The following is a 17,469-nucleotide window of genomic DNA, read 5'->3' on the forward strand; positions in this document are numbered from 1 at the left end:
ATGTTACATTTGATGCTTAGACAATTAGCTAAATAATAGACTTTTCAAACAGCCTCTAAAAAAACAAAGAAATAGGAGAATATTTTTTTAAGAAACTCAGAGATCTTCTCTCTTACGCTTGAAAATTTAAAAAAATAGGTTATATTATAAATATTAGCTCAAAATTCATCTATATGCTTTTAAAAATAGGAGGCTAAGTCCTTGGATAACGTGATAATTAAAAATATAATTGAAAAGAATATAGAAAATTCTGATAACGAAACTCAAAAAGAAGTACAAGTAACATTCGAGACAAACAAACATGGTGTTACTGTAAATGAAACAATAACCCTTACCGGAAAAGGTTCAGTAAAAGTTTTAACCCGTGTTTAATAATCAAAATTTTTAAGTATTACTACAACGTAAACTGATAGCTTTAAATTAAAGCTGCTTGTTTCAGTGACACAGTCACATTTTTAAGTCATCAATCATTCCAATAATACCTTGTTATTTACTTCGGCACTTCAAACGTTAACTTAAGTTAGGTAATGGATATTACCAATTTTTGAATTATTTGCCTTTTATAAGCATTTGAATCAGGTTTTCTGACGCATTTTTTATTGCTCGATTATTTGCTGCTTCTTAATAATTAAAGTATGTCATTGCGAGCCTGCAACGCAGGTGTGGTAATCTATCTGGTGAATATTAGAAGATTACCACGGTGACACAGTCACTTTTCTAAAATCATCAATCTTGATAATAAACTATGATTGTAGACTTTAATAGTGCAGCAAAGCTGCCTCCTCGTAATGACAGCTTGGACGATTTTTAAATTTTATAAATACCGCAAATATTAGAAATCTATTACCAATCATTAAATATTATTCTAGGCAAGCAGTGTAAATTATTAATAAAATAGAAAAGAGTAAAAAACCATTTTACTCTTTTCTATACTATTTTAATGTGGAACAGTTAATATAGAAGCTAAATATTTAGCTGTTTGAGTTTTTGTAGGGAGGTTAACCCCTTTATGACCATAAATTCCTTTAAATATATCAATAGGTTCTTCATTTCCCTCTATTAGGGCATGTCTTATCTCGGTAAATTCACCAATCAAAGCTTTTTCTGTAGAAATATTTCTGGTTTCAGAAAATTTGTGAATGTCTTCTTCATCAACGTATAGACTAAATCTAAGTACAAACAAACTTTCTCTATAAATATTTTTTCCTTTAGGACCTGAATTAGGATCAACCCAAATTTCACCATTACTCTGGACAAACCAGAAAGGAATTCTGTCTTCTAGATCTGTTGGTAAAACAATAGCAGTTTTATAAAGATTATGCTCTTTAGCTACAACACAATCAAAATATTTTAATAATAAATGATAATCAATATTACTGGCTCTAGTTATCTCAAAATAATTAGAACTTATCTCTCCTCTTGGAAAATCTTTTTTTAAGTATGTAATAATCTCATCTCTAAGAGTTCTTTCACTGTAATATACAGTCATAACTAAATAACTCCCCTGAAATTCATTTATTCTTAGAAGAATAGCAAAAAATATCTAGTTATGTAGCTGACAACAGACTAATTTTTACTAGTTATAAATATTTTTATCTAAAAAACTTTTTCTGGCTCTTCTTCAATTTTTATATTGTTTTCAATTTCTTTAAAGTTTATATGATCTCTCCATATGAAGAAAAAACCACCTGAAGAAACTAAAGAAACAGCTATAAATTGATTTACAATCGAAACAGCAAAAGCAAGCTCTTTTGTTATACCAAATACACCTAAAGCTAAAATATAACCCCATTGATAAGGACCAATAGAAGCCGGGCCAGCAGGAATCATGGTGCTAAATGCAGTTACACATAATACAAAAACAGCTGATAAAAAATTAATATTAATACCAAATCCCTTAATTATGATAAAAACCACAGTTCCTTCACATAACCATATTAAAAAAGTCAGTAAAACAGCTTTAATTAATAAGCCTGGATAATGAAAAATGTCTAAACCATCTAAAAAAGAACTTAGGAGATAATCAACTTTATTAATTGTATAAAAAATACCTTTTTGAATATTTTCAGGAAATTTATTTAAAATGTTATTAAATAGAGTTTTTAGAGAAATTAATATAAAATTTTCCCTAAATAAACTTGATTTTCTAAGTTTTGAAAAGATCAAAAGAAAGCAAAAACTTCCAATAAAAATAATTCCTACGGCAAAAGCCAATTTAAACAACCAGGGTTTTGAATATAAGAAAAATATTAAAGATAAAAGTATAAAAAACAAGACAGAACCGTCAAAAACCCTCTCAATAACTATAGATGCAAAGACTTTAGCACGTTTAATATTTTCTTTTTTTCCAAATAAATGAGCTCTATAAAATTCGCCCATTCGAGCAGGCAAAAAGCTGTTTGCGGTAAATCCTATAAATATAGAACTAATAAGAGATCTTATTTTTAAAGAGGAATCGTTGGATAAAATTACTTTCCATCTAAGTGCTCTCATCAGGAAAGCTAAATAATATATTGGTATTATTAAAGGAAAAAGAGTTAAATTAATGTTATTAAAGGAATCCAAAGATTTTTTTATATCAATTTGATGAATAATTAATGTAATAAAAAAAATACTGATCATTAATCCTAGTATTTTTTTGCCGCAGATTCTCAACTTCCCAACCCTTAACTTAAATTTACTTTCATAATCTTGAATTAAGCCTTAATATTTTATACCATAATAGATAAGAATATGTATTATAATTTTAGGTAATATCCATTACCAAACTTAAGTTAACGCTGTATTCTTTGAAACAAGCAGACTTAGTTTAAAGCTATTAGTTTATGTTGTAGTACTACTTTAGTTTCTAGAATGAAAATTTCACTGGAATTTAGAAGTTTGTGAGGCAAAAATGTCTAAAGGAATGACAATTACAGAAAAAATCCTGGCTGATCATGCCAGTCTGGATAAAGTATCACCAGGAGATTTAATCACGGCAAAAGTTGATATAACACTAGCAAATGATATTACAGGGCCTGTTGCTATAGAAGAATTCAAAAAAATCGGTGTAGATAAAGTTTTTGATTCTGAAAGAGTTGTTTTTGTTCCTGATCATTTTACTCCTAATAAAGATATAAAATCAGCGCAAAATGCAAAGATGATAAGGGAATTTGCAAAAGAGCAAAACTTAAAACATTATTTTGAAATTGGAAGACTCGGTATAGAACATACGTTACTTCCTGATAATGGAATAGTAGGATCTGGAGATTTAGTAATAGGTGCTGATAGTCATACTTGTACATATGGTGCTATTGGAGCATTTTCAACAGGGGTTGGTTCTACTGATCTTGCTTGTGCTATGGCTTCAGGTGAAACATGGTTTAAAGTGCCTGAAACAATCAAAGTTGTATATAACGGCAAATTAAATAAATGGGTTGGTGGTAAAGACCTTATTTTACATTTAATTGGAGATATCGGTGTTGACGGAGCTCTTTATAAATCTCTTGAAATTACCGGTTCAACCATTGAGAATTTACCAATAGATGACAGATTTACTATTTGTAATATGGCTATTGAAGCTGGTGCAAAAAATGGAATTATTCCACCGGATAAAATTACTGAAGAATATGTAAAAAACAGAACTTTAAGACCGTATAAATTCTATAAAAGTGATAATAATGCAGAATATTCAAGAGTTATTGAATATAATGTAGAAGAAATTGAGCCACTAGTAGCATTTCCACATTTACCAGAAAACACAAAACCAATTTCTCAAGTTGGAAATATTAAAATAGATCAGGCTGTTATTGGAAGCTGCACAAATGGAAGGCTTTCAGACTTAAAAATAGCAGCAGATATTTTAAAAGGAAGAAAAATTCATCCTGATGTAAGATTAATAGTTCTCCCAGGTACCCAGGAGATTTATCTTGAAGCTATGAAGCTTGGTTATGTAGAAATTTTCATTAATGCCGGTGCTGCATTTAGTACACCTACTTGTGGCCCTTGTTTAGGTGGGCATATGGGAATTTTAGCTGCCGGAGAAAGAGCTATTTCTACCACAAACAGAAACTTTGTTGGAAGAATGGGTCATGTAAATTCTGAAGTCTATCTTTCTAATCCCGCTATAGCAGCAGCTAGTGCAGTTCTTGGAAGAATAGCTTCACCAGAAGAATTATAAAAAATAAAGCTTTTAAAAACTTATTCTTAAAAAGAGATTCCTTTAAAAATCTCTTTTTTATTGAAAAAAATAAGCAATTTTTTTCATGTTTGTATTTATTAAATAGAGAAAGAAAAACAAGAAAGAAAATTTTAGATAAATGAATATTCCAAGCACAAATCCAATATTAAGTAATAATCAGTCTTTTCCAAATATTAACCGGGGGAAAACTGATGCTTTTGCTAATTTTAAAAATATAAACTCCAATAAAAAAATTGATACTCCAAACAACAACCAAATCCCTAATAAAGAAGAAACAAATAAAACATCAGCCGCTCAAAATTCTATAGGAGTAGTAAATCCTCCTAATATTTCCAAATATGATCCACTAGAATCAATAAATAAGAAAAAAGAAAGCAACAATTCTGATCCCAATACCAGTTCAAATACTGATAAAAAACCTTCTGAGGGTTTTTTTAAAAATCTCATAAATAACCCTAAAAAGCTATTAATTATAACAGGAATAGGTGTTTTAATAGCTGCCATTGCTAAAGGTGAATTTAGTAAACTTAAAAATGGTAAAAAATTTGTTGAAAATATTGATGAATTAAAATCATATGTAAAAGAACTAACAGAGAAAATAATAGATAAGCCAAAAAAAATAAAAATACAATTTCCTGTTGAAAAATATCAAAAATACTTAAAAAAAGCATCTCAAAAAGAATATATCGAATTAAATTCTAAAGAAGTTCAAAATTTAAAAACAATACCGCAAAGAATAAAAGATATTGTCAGAACGATAAACGGCACTTTTGAAGCTGTTAGAAGGTCACCATCAGATAAAATAAAACAAAAAGTCAATATTGTTCTTGATGAAACAGCAAGGGGCAGAGAAAAAGAAATATTAAAAATCCTTGAAAACCAAGGAAGAATAGATGATGCTCAGGCAAAACAATTAGCAGGTCTTCTAAAAGATGTAATAAGAGTTGAAACAACCCCAATAAATCCGGGAGTATTACTTTCAGCTATTAGCAACCCTGTAACCGTTGAAGTTGGGACTTATAATTATATCAAAACAGGTAATGTAAATATACTTAGAAGAATCTCCAGGTGGATTGCAGAAGCAATATTATAGTTCTACTTGTTTTTCCATAAAGGAAGACGCTTTTCCAGAAAACTTTTTATTCCTTCTTCTGCGTCTTCAAGGCTCATCAACTCTTCAATATAGATTTTTTCAGAAATAGACAGTTTTTCTTTTAAACTTGAATGATGAATTCCTTTATAAGCTTTTAGAGTTGTTTTTATTACACTGGAGCTATTTGAAATTATTGAATTTATTAATTCCTGTGTTTTTTGATTGAATTCTTCATCTTTAAAAACATAATTAACCATTCCTAAATCAAGAGCATCATAAGCTGAGACTTTGTTTCCAGTCAAAATAAGTTCCAAGGCTTTTTTATCGCCCACTAATTCTGGAAGTTTAACTAAGGAAACCGGTGGATAACAGCCTAATTTTATCTCAGGATGAGAAAAACATGCATTTTCTGAGGCTATAATTAAGTCACAAAATAAAGCTAATTCACTTCCTCCACCAAAACAACCAGATTTAACCAAACTCATTGTAGGAATGCTAAGATCTAACATTGTATAAAAAACCTCATGAAAGGCTCCCAGTATCCTCAGGATTTTATCTTTTGAATGATCAGATATGTTTACACCAGCTGAGAAAACTTTTTGATTAGAGTCGATTACAATAAGCTTTAAATTTTCTTCATTATTTAAGTTTTTCAATATTTCCTGGAGATAAATGAGGTCTTCAGAGTCAAAAATATTTAAAGGAGGCTTTGAAAGAGTAATTTTTGCTACAAACTCTTCCTTTTCGAGTTTTATATGCTCATTTATATTCATATTTTAGTTCCACATTTTCCACAGAATTCAAATTCTTCCGGAAGATATTTAGCCCCACATTTTCTACATTCACTAATATTTGCTCCCCATAACGTTTCAGAAGATAATCCTTGCTGCGATTTTTTCCTAAGTCCTACATAATCAGGATTTCTTTTTTCTACAAAACCCTGCATTCCTTCTTGAACTTCAAGAGAGCCAAAATGAACACTTAACCAGTCTTTGGCATGCCCTATTGTGTTATTCCATGCAAAATCTTTCCAAAAATTAAGTTGTTGTTTGGTATATCTTGTACATTCCGGAAATTTATTTGTTAACTTCTCAGCTATTTCTTTAACTTTAGTATCTAATTCATCATAAGGAACAACATAGTTAACCAAACCCCACTCAAGAGCTTTTTGAGCAGAAATAGGCTCGTTTAAAAATAAAATTTCTCTAGCTCTTCTATCACCTACTAATATTGGTAAAAATTGCGTTGCCCCACCAGCTGCAACACTCCCAACACTAGTTCCAACCTGTTTTATAGTAATATGATCTGCTGCTATAGCAAGGTCACAAGACATATTTATCTCATTTCCACCACCAACAACCATTCCGTTAAGTCTTGCTATAGTTGGTTTTCCGGAATTTCTAAGAAGATCATGGAACTGGGTAAATACTCCCATCCATTTCCAAAAATTTCTTGGTCTTTTTATATATTCAGCAGCGTACTCTTTTACATCTCCACCTGTGCAAAAAGCTTTATTCCCTGCTCCTGTTATAACAATTACAGCAATGCCATCATCCCATATAGCATCTTGCAGAGCCTGAATCATTTCTTGTAAAGTAACCAAACTATAAGCGTTATATACTTGAGGTCTGTTAATAGTTATAGTGGCTATCCAATCAGACTTATCATAGATAATTTCACTAAAATTAAAATTCTCCGGCTTTTCAGTTTCAAATTGACTCATAATATCTTTTTCTCAGGTTGTTATTTGATAAAAGTTTAAATTTAGTAAAAAATAAGCAATTTTATATAAAAAAAACACTTTATTATTATAACTAGACATGCTTAAAAAGAAAACTTGGGGTTTTATATGAGAAACGAGGAATTACTCAGAGGTCTTGTAAGTACGACTTCTGTAGCTAATGGAATAAATAAAAAAGAAGAAGTATCTAAAAAAAGTACTTCTAGTATATTTGGAGATAATTTTCCTCCCAAGTTTGAAAATATATTTGAAAAAAGTTCAGAAATGTTTGGTGAATTTAATGAGACCAGACAATTAAAGCGGAATGAGAGATTGAGAAAAGAAATGGAGGAAAGAGAGTTAAAACCAACTATAGAGGATGAAATTTTGGATGCATTTATAAATGTAGGGGAGAGTATAAAGAAAGGAGTTAAATCTTTATTTTCTAAAAATCAATCTGATTTGGCGTTATAGATATTAGAAAAAGGGGGTTAAACCAAAATATTTTTCTAAAAAAGACCTTTTTAAAAAGGTCTTTTTTAAGTTTGTAATTTAAGGACTATCCGACAATTAATTTTTTGCTGTCAATTGTGAGGTTACACAGTCACTTTCTTAGTCATCAATCCTTCCAATAATGCGTATTGTCATTGCGAAGATTCCGAAGGAATCTGTGGCAATCCATCCATTTTACAATTAAAGCTATTATTCAGAATTGAAAAGATCGCCACGGTTTCTTTTAGAAACCTCGTGATGACAGTGCGAAGCACCAATGATATAAAGAAATTTAATTTCTGGATAGGCTCTAAACCACAATCATTGTTTAATATACAAGGATCATTAATGATGGGTTTGTGCTTCTGGCACCGTGGTAATCTCTAAGCATTATTTCTTAGATTTTCGGATAGGTTCTAAATAACCTTCTCTGATAAAAGGTTAAAGATCTAAACCCAATGGTCTATTTTTGAATTGTACATCCTTTGGTCGATGATTATAGAGAAATAAAAGGATAATCTAGAAATATCGTAAAGTAAATTTGGGGAGTCATGTATTAAGAACTTAAATATAGATTCAAGGGGGACTTTTACTTTATCTAGTAGGTTTGAGGAGTACGGGGTAAGAATGAATAGAGTGAAAAAAACAAAATATTGTTTAATAGGTTTAGCAGCACTTAGTGTTTCTACTTTTCTCTCATTATCACCAACATATGCTGCTTATAATGGAGCAATTTTATCCGAAATAGAAATAAATCCTTACCATGGAAATGCTTATCAAATAATGATAAAGACTGATAAAGACATTCCTATTGATAAACAGGTAATATCAGACAATGAAATAATACTTGATCTTAAAAACACAAAGCCTGCTAAATTCGTTAATACTATATATAACAATGCAACTAAAGTTAATCACGTAATAGTTCAATCTCTTTCAAATAACAGAGTAAAAGTTACTTTACAGGGTGTAAATATGTCTGCAAGTAAAGTTACTCTGGATACAAAAGGAGAAAGTTTAAATCTGCCAGAAGAACCAGTGGCTATTAATCTTACCGGCCCTGATGCTTCAACAGCTGAAAATGTAAATACAGCACCAATAGAAGATAAAAAAGTCGCAGAAGAACCAAAAGTAGCAGAAGAGCCAACAATAACTGAGGAAGTTCAGAATTCACAACAAGAAGAGATAATTCTACAACATCCTGTAAATAGTTTTAAACCAATAGATACAAGCATTAATGAAGAAATGGAAGAAGTGGAGGATAATTCTTCTCTTGGTTTAATGCAAGGGGCTATGGCCAGTGGTTTAATAAAAAAAGTATTTAGTACTTCAAGTTTTGACTGGTTATTAAGACTTGCTGTATTAGTTATGTTAATTATTGGTGGTTTAAAATTATTCAAGCCTAAAGAAAAGAATGTCAAAATTGATTTATCAAACGATTTAAAAACCAGAGAAATTGATCTATTTAAAGAACTTAATAACAGAAAAGGTTTAATTGGCTCAGGACTTAAAGATACTTCCAAAATTAACAATATTTCTAAAAAACCTGGTTACAATTCTCTTTCAAATTATGGAATTAAAGAGTATAAAAACAGTCAAGTACCACCTTTAAGTTCACAAATTACGCCTACAGCAAAAATTAAAAATGAGCCGAAATATAATAAAGCAAGTGAGGATTTGTTAAAAGCATTAAGTTCTCAGAAAACACTGTCAAAAACACCTACAAATGCGTTTAATACAAGTAAAATAGCTCAAAAAGATATTAATACAGCCAAAGTAAATATAGACAGTCAAAAATTCCTTGAAACAATGGCTAAAATTTATGAAAAAAGTGGCAGAACAGATCTTGCTCAAGGAATAAAACACAATATTTTGAAATCTAAAATAGGATAATTTTTATTAAATACCTTAAAAATGAAAACAATATCATCCAAAGGAATTGGTGATATTGTTTTTGTTTAAATCATTATATAAAAGGCACATTATTGAATACTTGAACCTGAATGCTTAAAGAATCCTATTTTGCACCTGCTTTTCTTAGTTTATAAACAATTTCGCTTCTGCCTTTACCATCATCCCAAAAAGGATCATCCCAAAAAAGAGCATTATTAGCGCACATAAGAGCAGTATCGCCCTCAATATCTTGTATATTTAAATCAGCCTCTGCTTTAATTAATTTACCAACTATTTTATTGTTGCCTTCAAGGGCAGCCCAAATAAGAGCAGTCGCGCCCTCATTATCTTGTATATTTAAATCAGCCTTTGCTTTAATTAATTGCTCAACTATTTCACTGTTGCCTTTAAAGGCAGCCCAAATAAGAGCAGTCGTGCCCTCATTATCTTGTATATTTAAATCAGCCTTTGCTTTAATTAATTGCTCAACTGTTTCGTTATCGCCTCTAGAGGCAGCGCTCATAAGAGCAGTCAATCCATCATTATCTTGTATATTTAAATCAGCCTTTGCTTTAATTAATTGCTCAACTCTTTCGTCATCGCCTCTAGAGGCAGCGATCATAAGAGCAGTCAATCCATTTTTATCTTGTTTATTTATTCCCCCGTACAAACCCTTAAAACTTGTTTTATCAGTGTTCTTAGTTAAAGTAAATGTATCGGCAGGAGTTTCGGGTTTTAAATGAGATTGTCTACTTTGTGAAACAATCTTTGATCCGAAGTTTACGGAATTTGTTAATGAACAATTTAACATTATAAATTTTCTCCTTTTTAATTTGGTCTGTTAACTTACATGAACTTAAACAATCCTAAAAAAAATAATTGCTACACTTTATAAAACCGTTTACAAAGCTTAATCAAATTAGGAATATTGTTTTTGTTGAGATCATTACATAAAAGGCTTATTGTTGAATATTTGAAACTGAATGCTTAAAATATCCTATTTTGCACCTGCTTTTCTTAATTTATCGGCTATTTCATTCTGGCCATTTTCATCAGCCAACATAAGAGCGGTAGAACCATTCTTACTTTGTATATTTAAATCAGCCTTTGCTTTAATTAGTTGCTCAACTATTTTATTATGGCCACGTGCTCCAGCAAAAATAAGAGCAGTATTGCCATCCTTATCTTGTATATTTAAATCAGCCCCTGCTTCAATTAGCTGCTCAACTATTTTGTCATAGCCACATGCTCCAGCGTGCATAAGAGCGGTACGTCCATTTTTATCCTCTATATTTAAATCAGCCTTTGCTTTAATTAGTTGCTCAACCATTTCATCATTGTAGTTAGAGGCAGCGGCCAAAAGAGCGGTATAGCCACCCTTATCTTGTATATTTAAATCAGCTTTTGCTTTAATTAGTTGATCAACTGTTTCGTTATTGCCACCTAAGACAGCCCATATAAGAGCAGTATCACCAAAATTATTCTCTATATTTAAATCAGCCTTTGCTTTAATTAGTTTCTCAACTATTTTGTTATTGCCTTTAGCGGCAGCGGCCAAAAGAGCGGTATCGCCACCCTTATCTTGTATATTTAAATCAGCTTTTGCTTTAATTAGTTGATCAACTATTTCGTTATTGCCTTTAGCGGCAGCGATCATAAGAGCAGTAGAACCATTCTTATCTTGTATATTTAAATCAACCCCTGCAATTAGTTGCTCAACTATTTCTTTATTTCCTATTGTGACAGCCTGCATAAGAACAGTCAATCCATCCTTATCTTGTTTATTTATTCCCAACAAGCCCTTAAAAGTAGGTGTCGATATAGTATTCTGAGTAGAAGTAAATGTATCAGCAGAGGTTTCAGGTTTTAAATGAGATTGTCTATTTTGTGATAAATTACTTTGTGAAACAATTTTTGATCCGAAATTTATGGAATTTAATGAACTTTTTAACATTATAAAATCCCTTCCTTTAGTTTGGTTTATTAACTTACATGATCTTAAATAAACCTCAAGAAATAAAATTGCATATTTTTATAAAAACATTTACAAATTTTAATTAAATATAGGAATATTGTTTTTGTTGAAATCATTACATAAAAAACACATTATTGAATAGCCGATTTTTCTGAGGTTATAATATAATATAAACGCTTTTAACTAACTGAATAAAATTGGAATTATGCATACAAAAGAAAGTTTAAAAGAAAAGCTGGAAAAAAATAATCGTTCTCTCACAGAAGAAACGATAGAAAAATATTTGAGAAGTTGGAGAATAGATCCTTTATATGAGGATGAAAATGGTATTGAATTTTTTGATGACCTTGCAATAGCAAAGTTAAATCAAGGAATTATATTAAAAGAGCAGGGATGTTCTGATAATGAAATTTTATCTGTGATTAATAAAGAAATGAAAACATCAACAAGTAATCCTATTAACGCTCCTTCTGTAAGAAAAACTATTCCTCAACCACAAGAAAGCTTAAAAAGAACAGAATTGGAAAGTATAACTGTTGATTTAACTTCTCAAACTTTAATGGTTTTGGCTGAATCAATTGCCCAAAAAATCACAACTGATATAGCTGATAAAATTAAAGATGGTGATATTATCCAACCGGCAATGGATTTTGGTAAATTGAGAAGAGATAATGAAATTCTAGCCAAGCAAGTAGAGAAATTAATAGAAGAAAATAAAAAATTAAGTACAAGAGTTAATCTTCTACTTCAAGAAAAGGCTAAATTTAAGCAAGCTTTTGGCTCTTTTTATATTAAACAGGGGTAAGTTTAAGTATTTCTTAAAGGATTATAATAATTTTATGTTTGCTTATGAGATTAAAAAAGTTTTATCTGTAGATAATAATCTCAGTCTTAAGGAATGTGAAAAAATCCTTGTACCTGAAGATATTTGCCTTGGTATTTTAGATGAAAACAGAGAAATAACAAGCTTTGTTTTAAAAGAAGATTTAAATAAAGTTTTAAAATTTAATATAAATAATTATCCTATTAATTTAATATCAACTTTAGCTGATGTAATAGATATAAATATTGAGAATATAAGTGAATTACAGGTAAAAAAACACGTAAAACCAGGCTTAAACAAAGGCGTTTTTGTTGGAAAAAACAGAAAAGAAGTTAGCCACTTAATAGTTAATAGAGATATTTATACAGAAAAAAAAGAAGTATTTTTAGTAGAAGAATATGCAAAAAATATTCCGGAAGAAATAAAAAAAGCTCTGGATTTATGCTCAAAAGCGGCTGATAAAATAAATTTACCTATTTTTATAATAGGTGGAGTGGTAAGAGATATAATCATTGGCAAAAAAAGCGTTGATATAGATATTACAGTTGAAGAAAGCGCTATAGAATTCAGTCGTTTTTTAAGAAAACAATATCCCGATATCTTTAAGATAAAGGAACTTCACGAGGATTTTAAAACAGCAAAAGTAGTTTTTACAATAAACAATAAAAATATAGAGTTAGATATAGCAAGTACAAGAAAAGAAATATACTCGCATCCGGCCAGTCTTCCACAAGTTTCTCAAATAGGTTGTGATATAAAAGATGATATTCTAAGACGTGATTTTACCATTAATTCAATGGCTTTATCCCTAAATCAGGTAAGCTTTTGCAAGCTTGTTGATCCATTAGATGGTTATAATGATTTAAAAGAAGGTAAAATAAGCATTTTACACCCGATAAGCTTTGTAGATGATCCAACACGAATAATAAGAGCTTTAAAATTCAGTATAAGATTTAATTATGAATTTGAAAAAGCAACTAAACACCTCATAAATACTTGTCTTAATAGTGGTTTATTTGATAACCTTGGTGGAGAAAGAATAAAATCCGAGATAAAGCAGACTTTTAACCTCAATAAATCTGAAAGCTTAAATAGATTTGTAGAAGAAAAAATATATTATTTGGTAAATAAAAACATTCAAATCCCTCAAAATTTAAGAGATTTATCCTTAAAATGCAGAAAAGTCATATCAAAATATCAAAAATTTATCGATACACCTGATCTGATATGGTTGATTTATTTAGGAACTTTACTTATAAATTCCTCTAAAGATGAAATTTCTCAAACTGCTGCAAAATTGTATTTATCAGGCTTAGAGACAGAGATTTTAGTAGGGAGCAAAAATATTCAGAATAATATAGCTCAGATCAAGCAAGCTCAGACACGGTTTCAAATTTATGAACAATTTGAAGGATATTTCTCTGAATCTATATTAATTACTTTAATTATTGTTGAAGATGAAGAGGTTGAGAAAAAAATAGATTTATATTTAAATGAACTTCAATATATTAAAATTAATACGACAGGAAAAAGTTTGACAGAAAAAGGTTTAACTCCCGGGCCAGTTTTTGGTGAGATTTTGAGAGAACTTTTGCAAGCTAAAATTAACCAGGAAATAGACACTCCAGAAGAAGAACAGGAATATATAAAAAAATTTCTTCCAAGAAAAAGAAGATAAATGTATAAGGTAGTAAATAGTGAATACGGCAAATAAAGAATTTTATAGCTCCAAATACGATATCAACAAAGAATCCGAACTTAAAAATAAATTATCGGCAGATGGTTTTATATTTAAATCAATCGATCATGCCTTTTGGTCTGCTCAAAAAAACGGTATTACTGTCACTTTATACAAAAGTGGGAAAATACTTGCTCAGGGCAAAAATACAGAAGAATTTGTTGAACAGTTTTTAGAAAATTCTAATCAACGTTTAGCAATTTCTTCTAAAAATCAAACCCCAGTACAAACAAAATTAGAAATTCCAAAACCAAAAATTGATTGTTGGATAGGAACAGACGAATCCGGAAAAGGGGATTATTTTGGCCCACTTGTGGTTGCAGGAGTTCTTGTTGATCAAGAAAATATCAAAAAGTTTCAGGAAATAAATGTAAGAGATTGCAAAAAAATAAATGATGTAAGTATTGAAAAACTTGCCTGGCAAATTAAAGCAAATAGTATTTTTTCCGTAGTAACAATAAACCCAAATAAATATAACCAGCTTTATGCCAAATTTAATAACCTGAATAACCTTCTCGCCTGGGGGCATGCCAGAGCTATAGAAAATATTCTGGAAAAAAAAGAATGTAAAAACGCCATATCCGATAAATTTGGCAATGAATCATTAATAAAAAACGCATTAATGACGCATGGAAAAACAATAAACCTTGAACAGCGCCATAAGGCTGAAGATGATATCGCTGTTGCAGCTGCATCTATTCTTGCAAGAAATGAATTTCTGCAAAGAATGAAAAAAATGTCTCAAGAATATGGAATAAACTTTCAAAAAGGTGCATCAGAAAAAGTAAAAGAACAAGCAAGATTATTCATTGAAAAATATGGTTTTGAATCATTATCTCAAATAGCCAAAATGCACTTCAAAACTACATTAGAATTGAAAAAGTAGATAACTCAAGTTAATACTTAAATAATTTTGAATATTATTGCGAGGTGCTTCGCACTGTCATTGGTCACCGACCTTTCCAATAATACCCCGCTGTCATTGCGAGCGACCAACGGGAGCGTGGCAATCTATCCTGCTAATTCTTGTTGCTATAAGCGAAATCTGGATAGATCCTCACGTCGCTATGCTCCTCAGGATGACAGTACATCATTTTTAATTAAGTAAGAACTTTTTCTTTAATTCCTTATTAATAACCAGAGTTAGTACAGTTAGTCATCAACATACTCATATTGATCATCAGGGCTATAGATTTTTTATAAGTCTTTATTAATATAATATACCAAGTAAGCTAGTAAGCTTCTTATGCCACTTTAAAAACATTAAGGCATTAATCTCATTAATTTTTATATTTACAGGCAGAATTAAAAGCATTAGTAAAGGGATACAAAAATGAATAGTGATGACACATTAGTATATAACTATATGCGTTTATCCCCCATTTTTATTTATGAAGATGATAATTTATTTAACGCTATTAAAGCTATGGAAAGATTTAGTGTTGATAAAATCTCAATAATCAAGAAAGACTTTTCTATAATAGGAAATATTGATTATGAAAAAATAAAAGAAATCCTAAAAACAAAGTTTCAAGATAACATTGATCTTACAAAAAATATAAAAACAAAAGATATACTAATAAAATCTAATTTTCCTATTGTTCTCTATCCTAAAATGAAGATTTCCAGCGCATATTCAGCAATGAAATGCCTAAAAATCAAATGTCTTCCAGTGGTAAATGCTCCCTGGGAAAAGAAAATTATGGGATTTTTATGGTTAGATGATATTTCACCAATTGTAGAAAAAAGATACTTAAAAATACCCGTCTAGTATTAGTCTGTAGTCTATTAAGAAAAAACCTCATGCTTGGTATATTAAAAACTTAAGCAGGAGAAAAGTATAGGTTTAAAATTAATGCTAGACAAAATAAAAGTTGCTGAAGAGTTTTTAAAAACTTTAGAAGATCCCACAGCCACTATGGACATAATGTTAGACAGAATAGATGTCCAAATACTTTATGTAATACACAATTATGCTGAATTAATCTCTAAAGTAAAATATAAAACAAATATTGAAGAAAAAGACATTATTACCTGCTCAATCATAATAGGATATCTTCTAAAAAGTCATTTAGATAGATATGAATTAGAACAGAGCATGTATAACTCATAAAAATTGTAACTTCGATAATTCAAGCAGGGTTAGAATTATTCTAACCCTGCTTATAAATTTTTTTAAAAATGAGCAATTTGTAAATAACTTTTGTTTTATATAACATGTAAATAATTAAAACTTTAGGAAGTGATAAAATGACAAAAGTTATTACAGGTTATTCTGGACGTTATGGTAATATTGGCAAGAATGCAGACTTTACCAAAGATAATAATGCTGCTCGTTATGGAGCAAACGCTGCTGAAAATAATTCATTTATAGGAATAAATAGAGCTAATCTTAACTCTGGCAAAAAATTTATTCCTGAAATATCGAGTCTTAAGGTTATACAAGATAGCAGTCTAGCTTATGCTAATAGGTCCATTGATCCTTATGACAGTTTCAATGGCAAATCAATATCAAATGCTGATGCAGGATATGGTTTTCTAGGAATAAATAAAAATGGAAAAACTGATGATGCTGTATTTGTTGTATTCGCACGTTTAAAATCAATTCTTTATAAGAATGACAAAAGTTATGCCGATTTAAATAAAGATGATATTATCGATGATAAGGATAAAGAAGAATTAAGCAAAAGACTGGATCCAAACCAAGACGGGAAAATTGACGATGAAGAAGCTGCAAAAATAGGTAAAATTTTTGATTTAAATGATGATAATCAGGTAAGCACAGCAGAAAAAGCAGCAGATTTGATTGCTACAGATTCAGTAAAAGGACAAAACTTCCAAAATGGAATTATAGATCGAGAAAAAGAAAAAATAATGGATTGTTACAGATCTGCTGAAATAGTTGAGAGCCCGAATTATACATATGGAAATTGGACAAAAGAATTTAGTCAACAAGCTTATAACTTCTATAAACTTGGTGAAGCTGAACAGAATTTTGTAATACCTAAACGTGATTATAAACTTATGCCTAATCCAGAACCAGAAGAAATTTAGTCAATTAATAAAGACAGGGTTAAAAATTACTTTGACCCTGCCTGTAAACTTACATAGAGAATGTATAATTCATATGTAATAGATATTTTGAAAAACACAAGATGAATTAAAAATAATTAATGAGTTTTATTGAAAGAATCCTCTTCTGGAGGATTTGTATTTTCAATAAAAGCTTTTTTTATCCCATCATCTATATACTGTTTTGCTTTTTCAAGCTCTTGAGGATCTACTTTTTGTCCAGCATTGTGTTTTATTATTATTTGTTGAGCTTTAACAGGTGTCATTTCCATGAGTTCATTCCTTTATTTTTATTAACCATATTTATATAAAAAAAAATAACATCGTTAAATTGCCAATAAAAAAGATAAGGAGATATAAAAAGCCAAATAGTATTAACTCATTTATAATATTAAGAAGCTGTTTTGTTAAAAAAAGAAAAATATGTCAACTTGTAATTGTAAGCAATTATGAGGAAGAGACGTGTATCCGAGCGATTTAACA

General features: G+C 30.0%; 16 protein-coding genes. 10 read left to right on the forward strand and 6 right to left on the reverse strand.

The genetic code is table 11. The annotated features are described in order from the left end of the window. Positions 1–937: 937 nt before the first annotated feature. Together A2255_09555 and A2255_09560 are read right to left on the reverse strand one after the other, a co-directional pair. Positions 938–1,489: a hypothetical protein gene (locus A2255_09555; protein OGI23299.1), complete on the reverse strand. Its 552-nt coding sequence runs from the start codon at positions 1,487–1,489 to the stop codon at positions 938–940. Positions 1,490–1,596: 107 nt separating this feature from the next. Next, positions 1,597–2,655 carry a hypothetical protein gene (locus tag A2255_09560; protein ID OGI23300.1) on the reverse strand — a complete coding sequence of 353 codons (1,059 nt, stop codon included), beginning with the start codon at positions 2,653–2,655 and terminating at the stop codon, positions 1,597–1,599. 250 nt (positions 2,656–2,905) lie between these two features. Here A2255_09560 and A2255_09565 point away from each other — a divergent pair, with 250 nt between their 5' ends. Both A2255_09565 and A2255_09570 read left to right on the forward strand, forming a co-directional pair. Further along, positions 2,906–4,159: a 3-isopropylmalate dehydratase large subunit gene (locus A2255_09565; GenBank protein OGI23314.1), complete on the forward strand. Its 1,254-nt coding sequence runs from the start codon at positions 2,906–2,908 to the stop codon at positions 4,157–4,159. A 139-nt stretch (positions 4,160–4,298) separates the two neighbouring features. Next, complete coding sequence (locus tag A2255_09570; protein OGI23301.1) at positions 4,299–5,273, forward strand: hypothetical protein; 975 nt, start codon at positions 4,299–4,301, stop codon at positions 5,271–5,273. A gap of 2 nt (positions 5,274–5,275) precedes the next feature. Here the strand turns inward: A2255_09570 and A2255_09575 are convergent, their stop codons facing one another. Together A2255_09575 and A2255_09580 are read right to left on the reverse strand one after the other, a co-directional pair. Beyond that, positions 5,276–6,046, reverse strand: coding sequence for a hypothetical protein (locus tag A2255_09575; GenBank protein ID OGI23302.1), 771 nt, complete (start codon positions 6,044–6,046; stop codon positions 5,276–5,278). Continuing rightward, positions 6,043–6,996, reverse strand: coding sequence for a hypothetical protein (locus tag A2255_09580; protein OGI23303.1), 954 nt, complete (start codon positions 6,994–6,996; stop codon positions 6,043–6,045). The genes A2255_09575 and A2255_09580 overlap by 4 nt, the downstream gene beginning before the upstream one ends. Before the next feature lie 126 nt (positions 6,997–7,122). On the opposite strand from A2255_09580, the gene A2255_09585 reads away from it, so the two are divergent. Together A2255_09585 and A2255_09590 are read left to right on the forward strand one after the other, a co-directional pair. After that, positions 7,123–7,467 (forward strand): hypothetical protein, encoded by a 345-nt coding sequence (locus A2255_09585; protein ID OGI23304.1) that lies wholly within the window; start codon positions 7,123–7,125, stop codon positions 7,465–7,467. 645 nt (positions 7,468–8,112) lie between these two features. After that, complete coding sequence (locus tag A2255_09590; protein ID OGI23305.1) at positions 8,113–9,378, forward strand: hypothetical protein; 1,266 nt, start codon at positions 8,113–8,115, stop codon at positions 9,376–9,378. 124 nt (positions 9,379–9,502) lie between these two features. Here the strand turns inward: A2255_09590 and A2255_09595 are convergent, their stop codons facing one another. Together A2255_09595 and A2255_09600 are read right to left on the reverse strand one after the other, a co-directional pair. Continuing rightward, positions 9,503–10,189, reverse strand: coding sequence for a hypothetical protein (locus A2255_09595; GenBank protein ID OGI23306.1), 687 nt, complete (start codon positions 10,187–10,189; stop codon positions 9,503–9,505). 186 nt (positions 10,190–10,375) lie between these two features. Continuing rightward, positions 10,376–11,332, reverse strand: coding sequence for a hypothetical protein (locus tag A2255_09600; GenBank protein ID OGI23307.1), 957 nt, complete (start codon positions 11,330–11,332; stop codon positions 10,376–10,378). 226 nt (positions 11,333–11,558) lie between these two features. Between A2255_09600 and A2255_09605 the strand changes: the two genes are divergently transcribed. The 6 genes from A2255_09605 to A2255_09630 all read left to right on the forward strand — a co-directional run bounded on the left by A2255_09605 (position 11,559) and on the right by A2255_09630 (position 16,968). Next, on the forward strand, positions 11,559–12,158 hold the full coding sequence (locus A2255_09605; GenBank protein ID OGI23308.1) for a hypothetical protein: 600 nt from the start codon (positions 11,559–11,561) through the stop codon (positions 12,156–12,158). A 34-nt stretch (positions 12,159–12,192) separates the two neighbouring features. Next, positions 12,193–13,854 (forward strand): hypothetical protein, encoded by a 1,662-nt coding sequence (locus tag A2255_09610; GenBank protein ID OGI23309.1) that lies wholly within the window; start codon positions 12,193–12,195, stop codon positions 13,852–13,854. A 19-nt stretch (positions 13,855–13,873) separates the two neighbouring features. Next, entirely contained in the window at positions 13,874–14,800 is a 927-nt protein-coding gene (locus A2255_09615; GenBank protein OGI23310.1) for a ribonuclease HIII, read from the forward strand. A 447-nt stretch (positions 14,801–15,247) separates the two neighbouring features. Then, a complete protein-coding gene (locus A2255_09620; protein OGI23311.1) occupies positions 15,248–15,685 on the forward strand; it encodes a hypothetical protein in 438 nt (145 codons plus the stop codon). A gap of 84 nt (positions 15,686–15,769) precedes the next feature. After that, positions 15,770–16,027, forward strand: coding sequence for a hypothetical protein (locus A2255_09625; protein ID OGI23312.1), 258 nt, complete (start codon positions 15,770–15,772; stop codon positions 16,025–16,027). Between the two features lie 137 nt (positions 16,028–16,164). Further along, entirely contained in the window at positions 16,165–16,968 is an 804-nt protein-coding gene (locus A2255_09630; GenBank protein OGI23313.1) for a hypothetical protein, read from the forward strand. Positions 16,969–17,469 lie beyond the last annotated feature (501 nt).

The sequence above is a fragment of the Candidatus Melainabacteria bacterium RIFOXYA2_FULL_32_9 genome, from assembly GCA_001784615.1.
GTDB lineage: Bacteria > Cyanobacteriota > Vampirovibrionia > Gastranaerophilales > UBA9579 > UBA9579.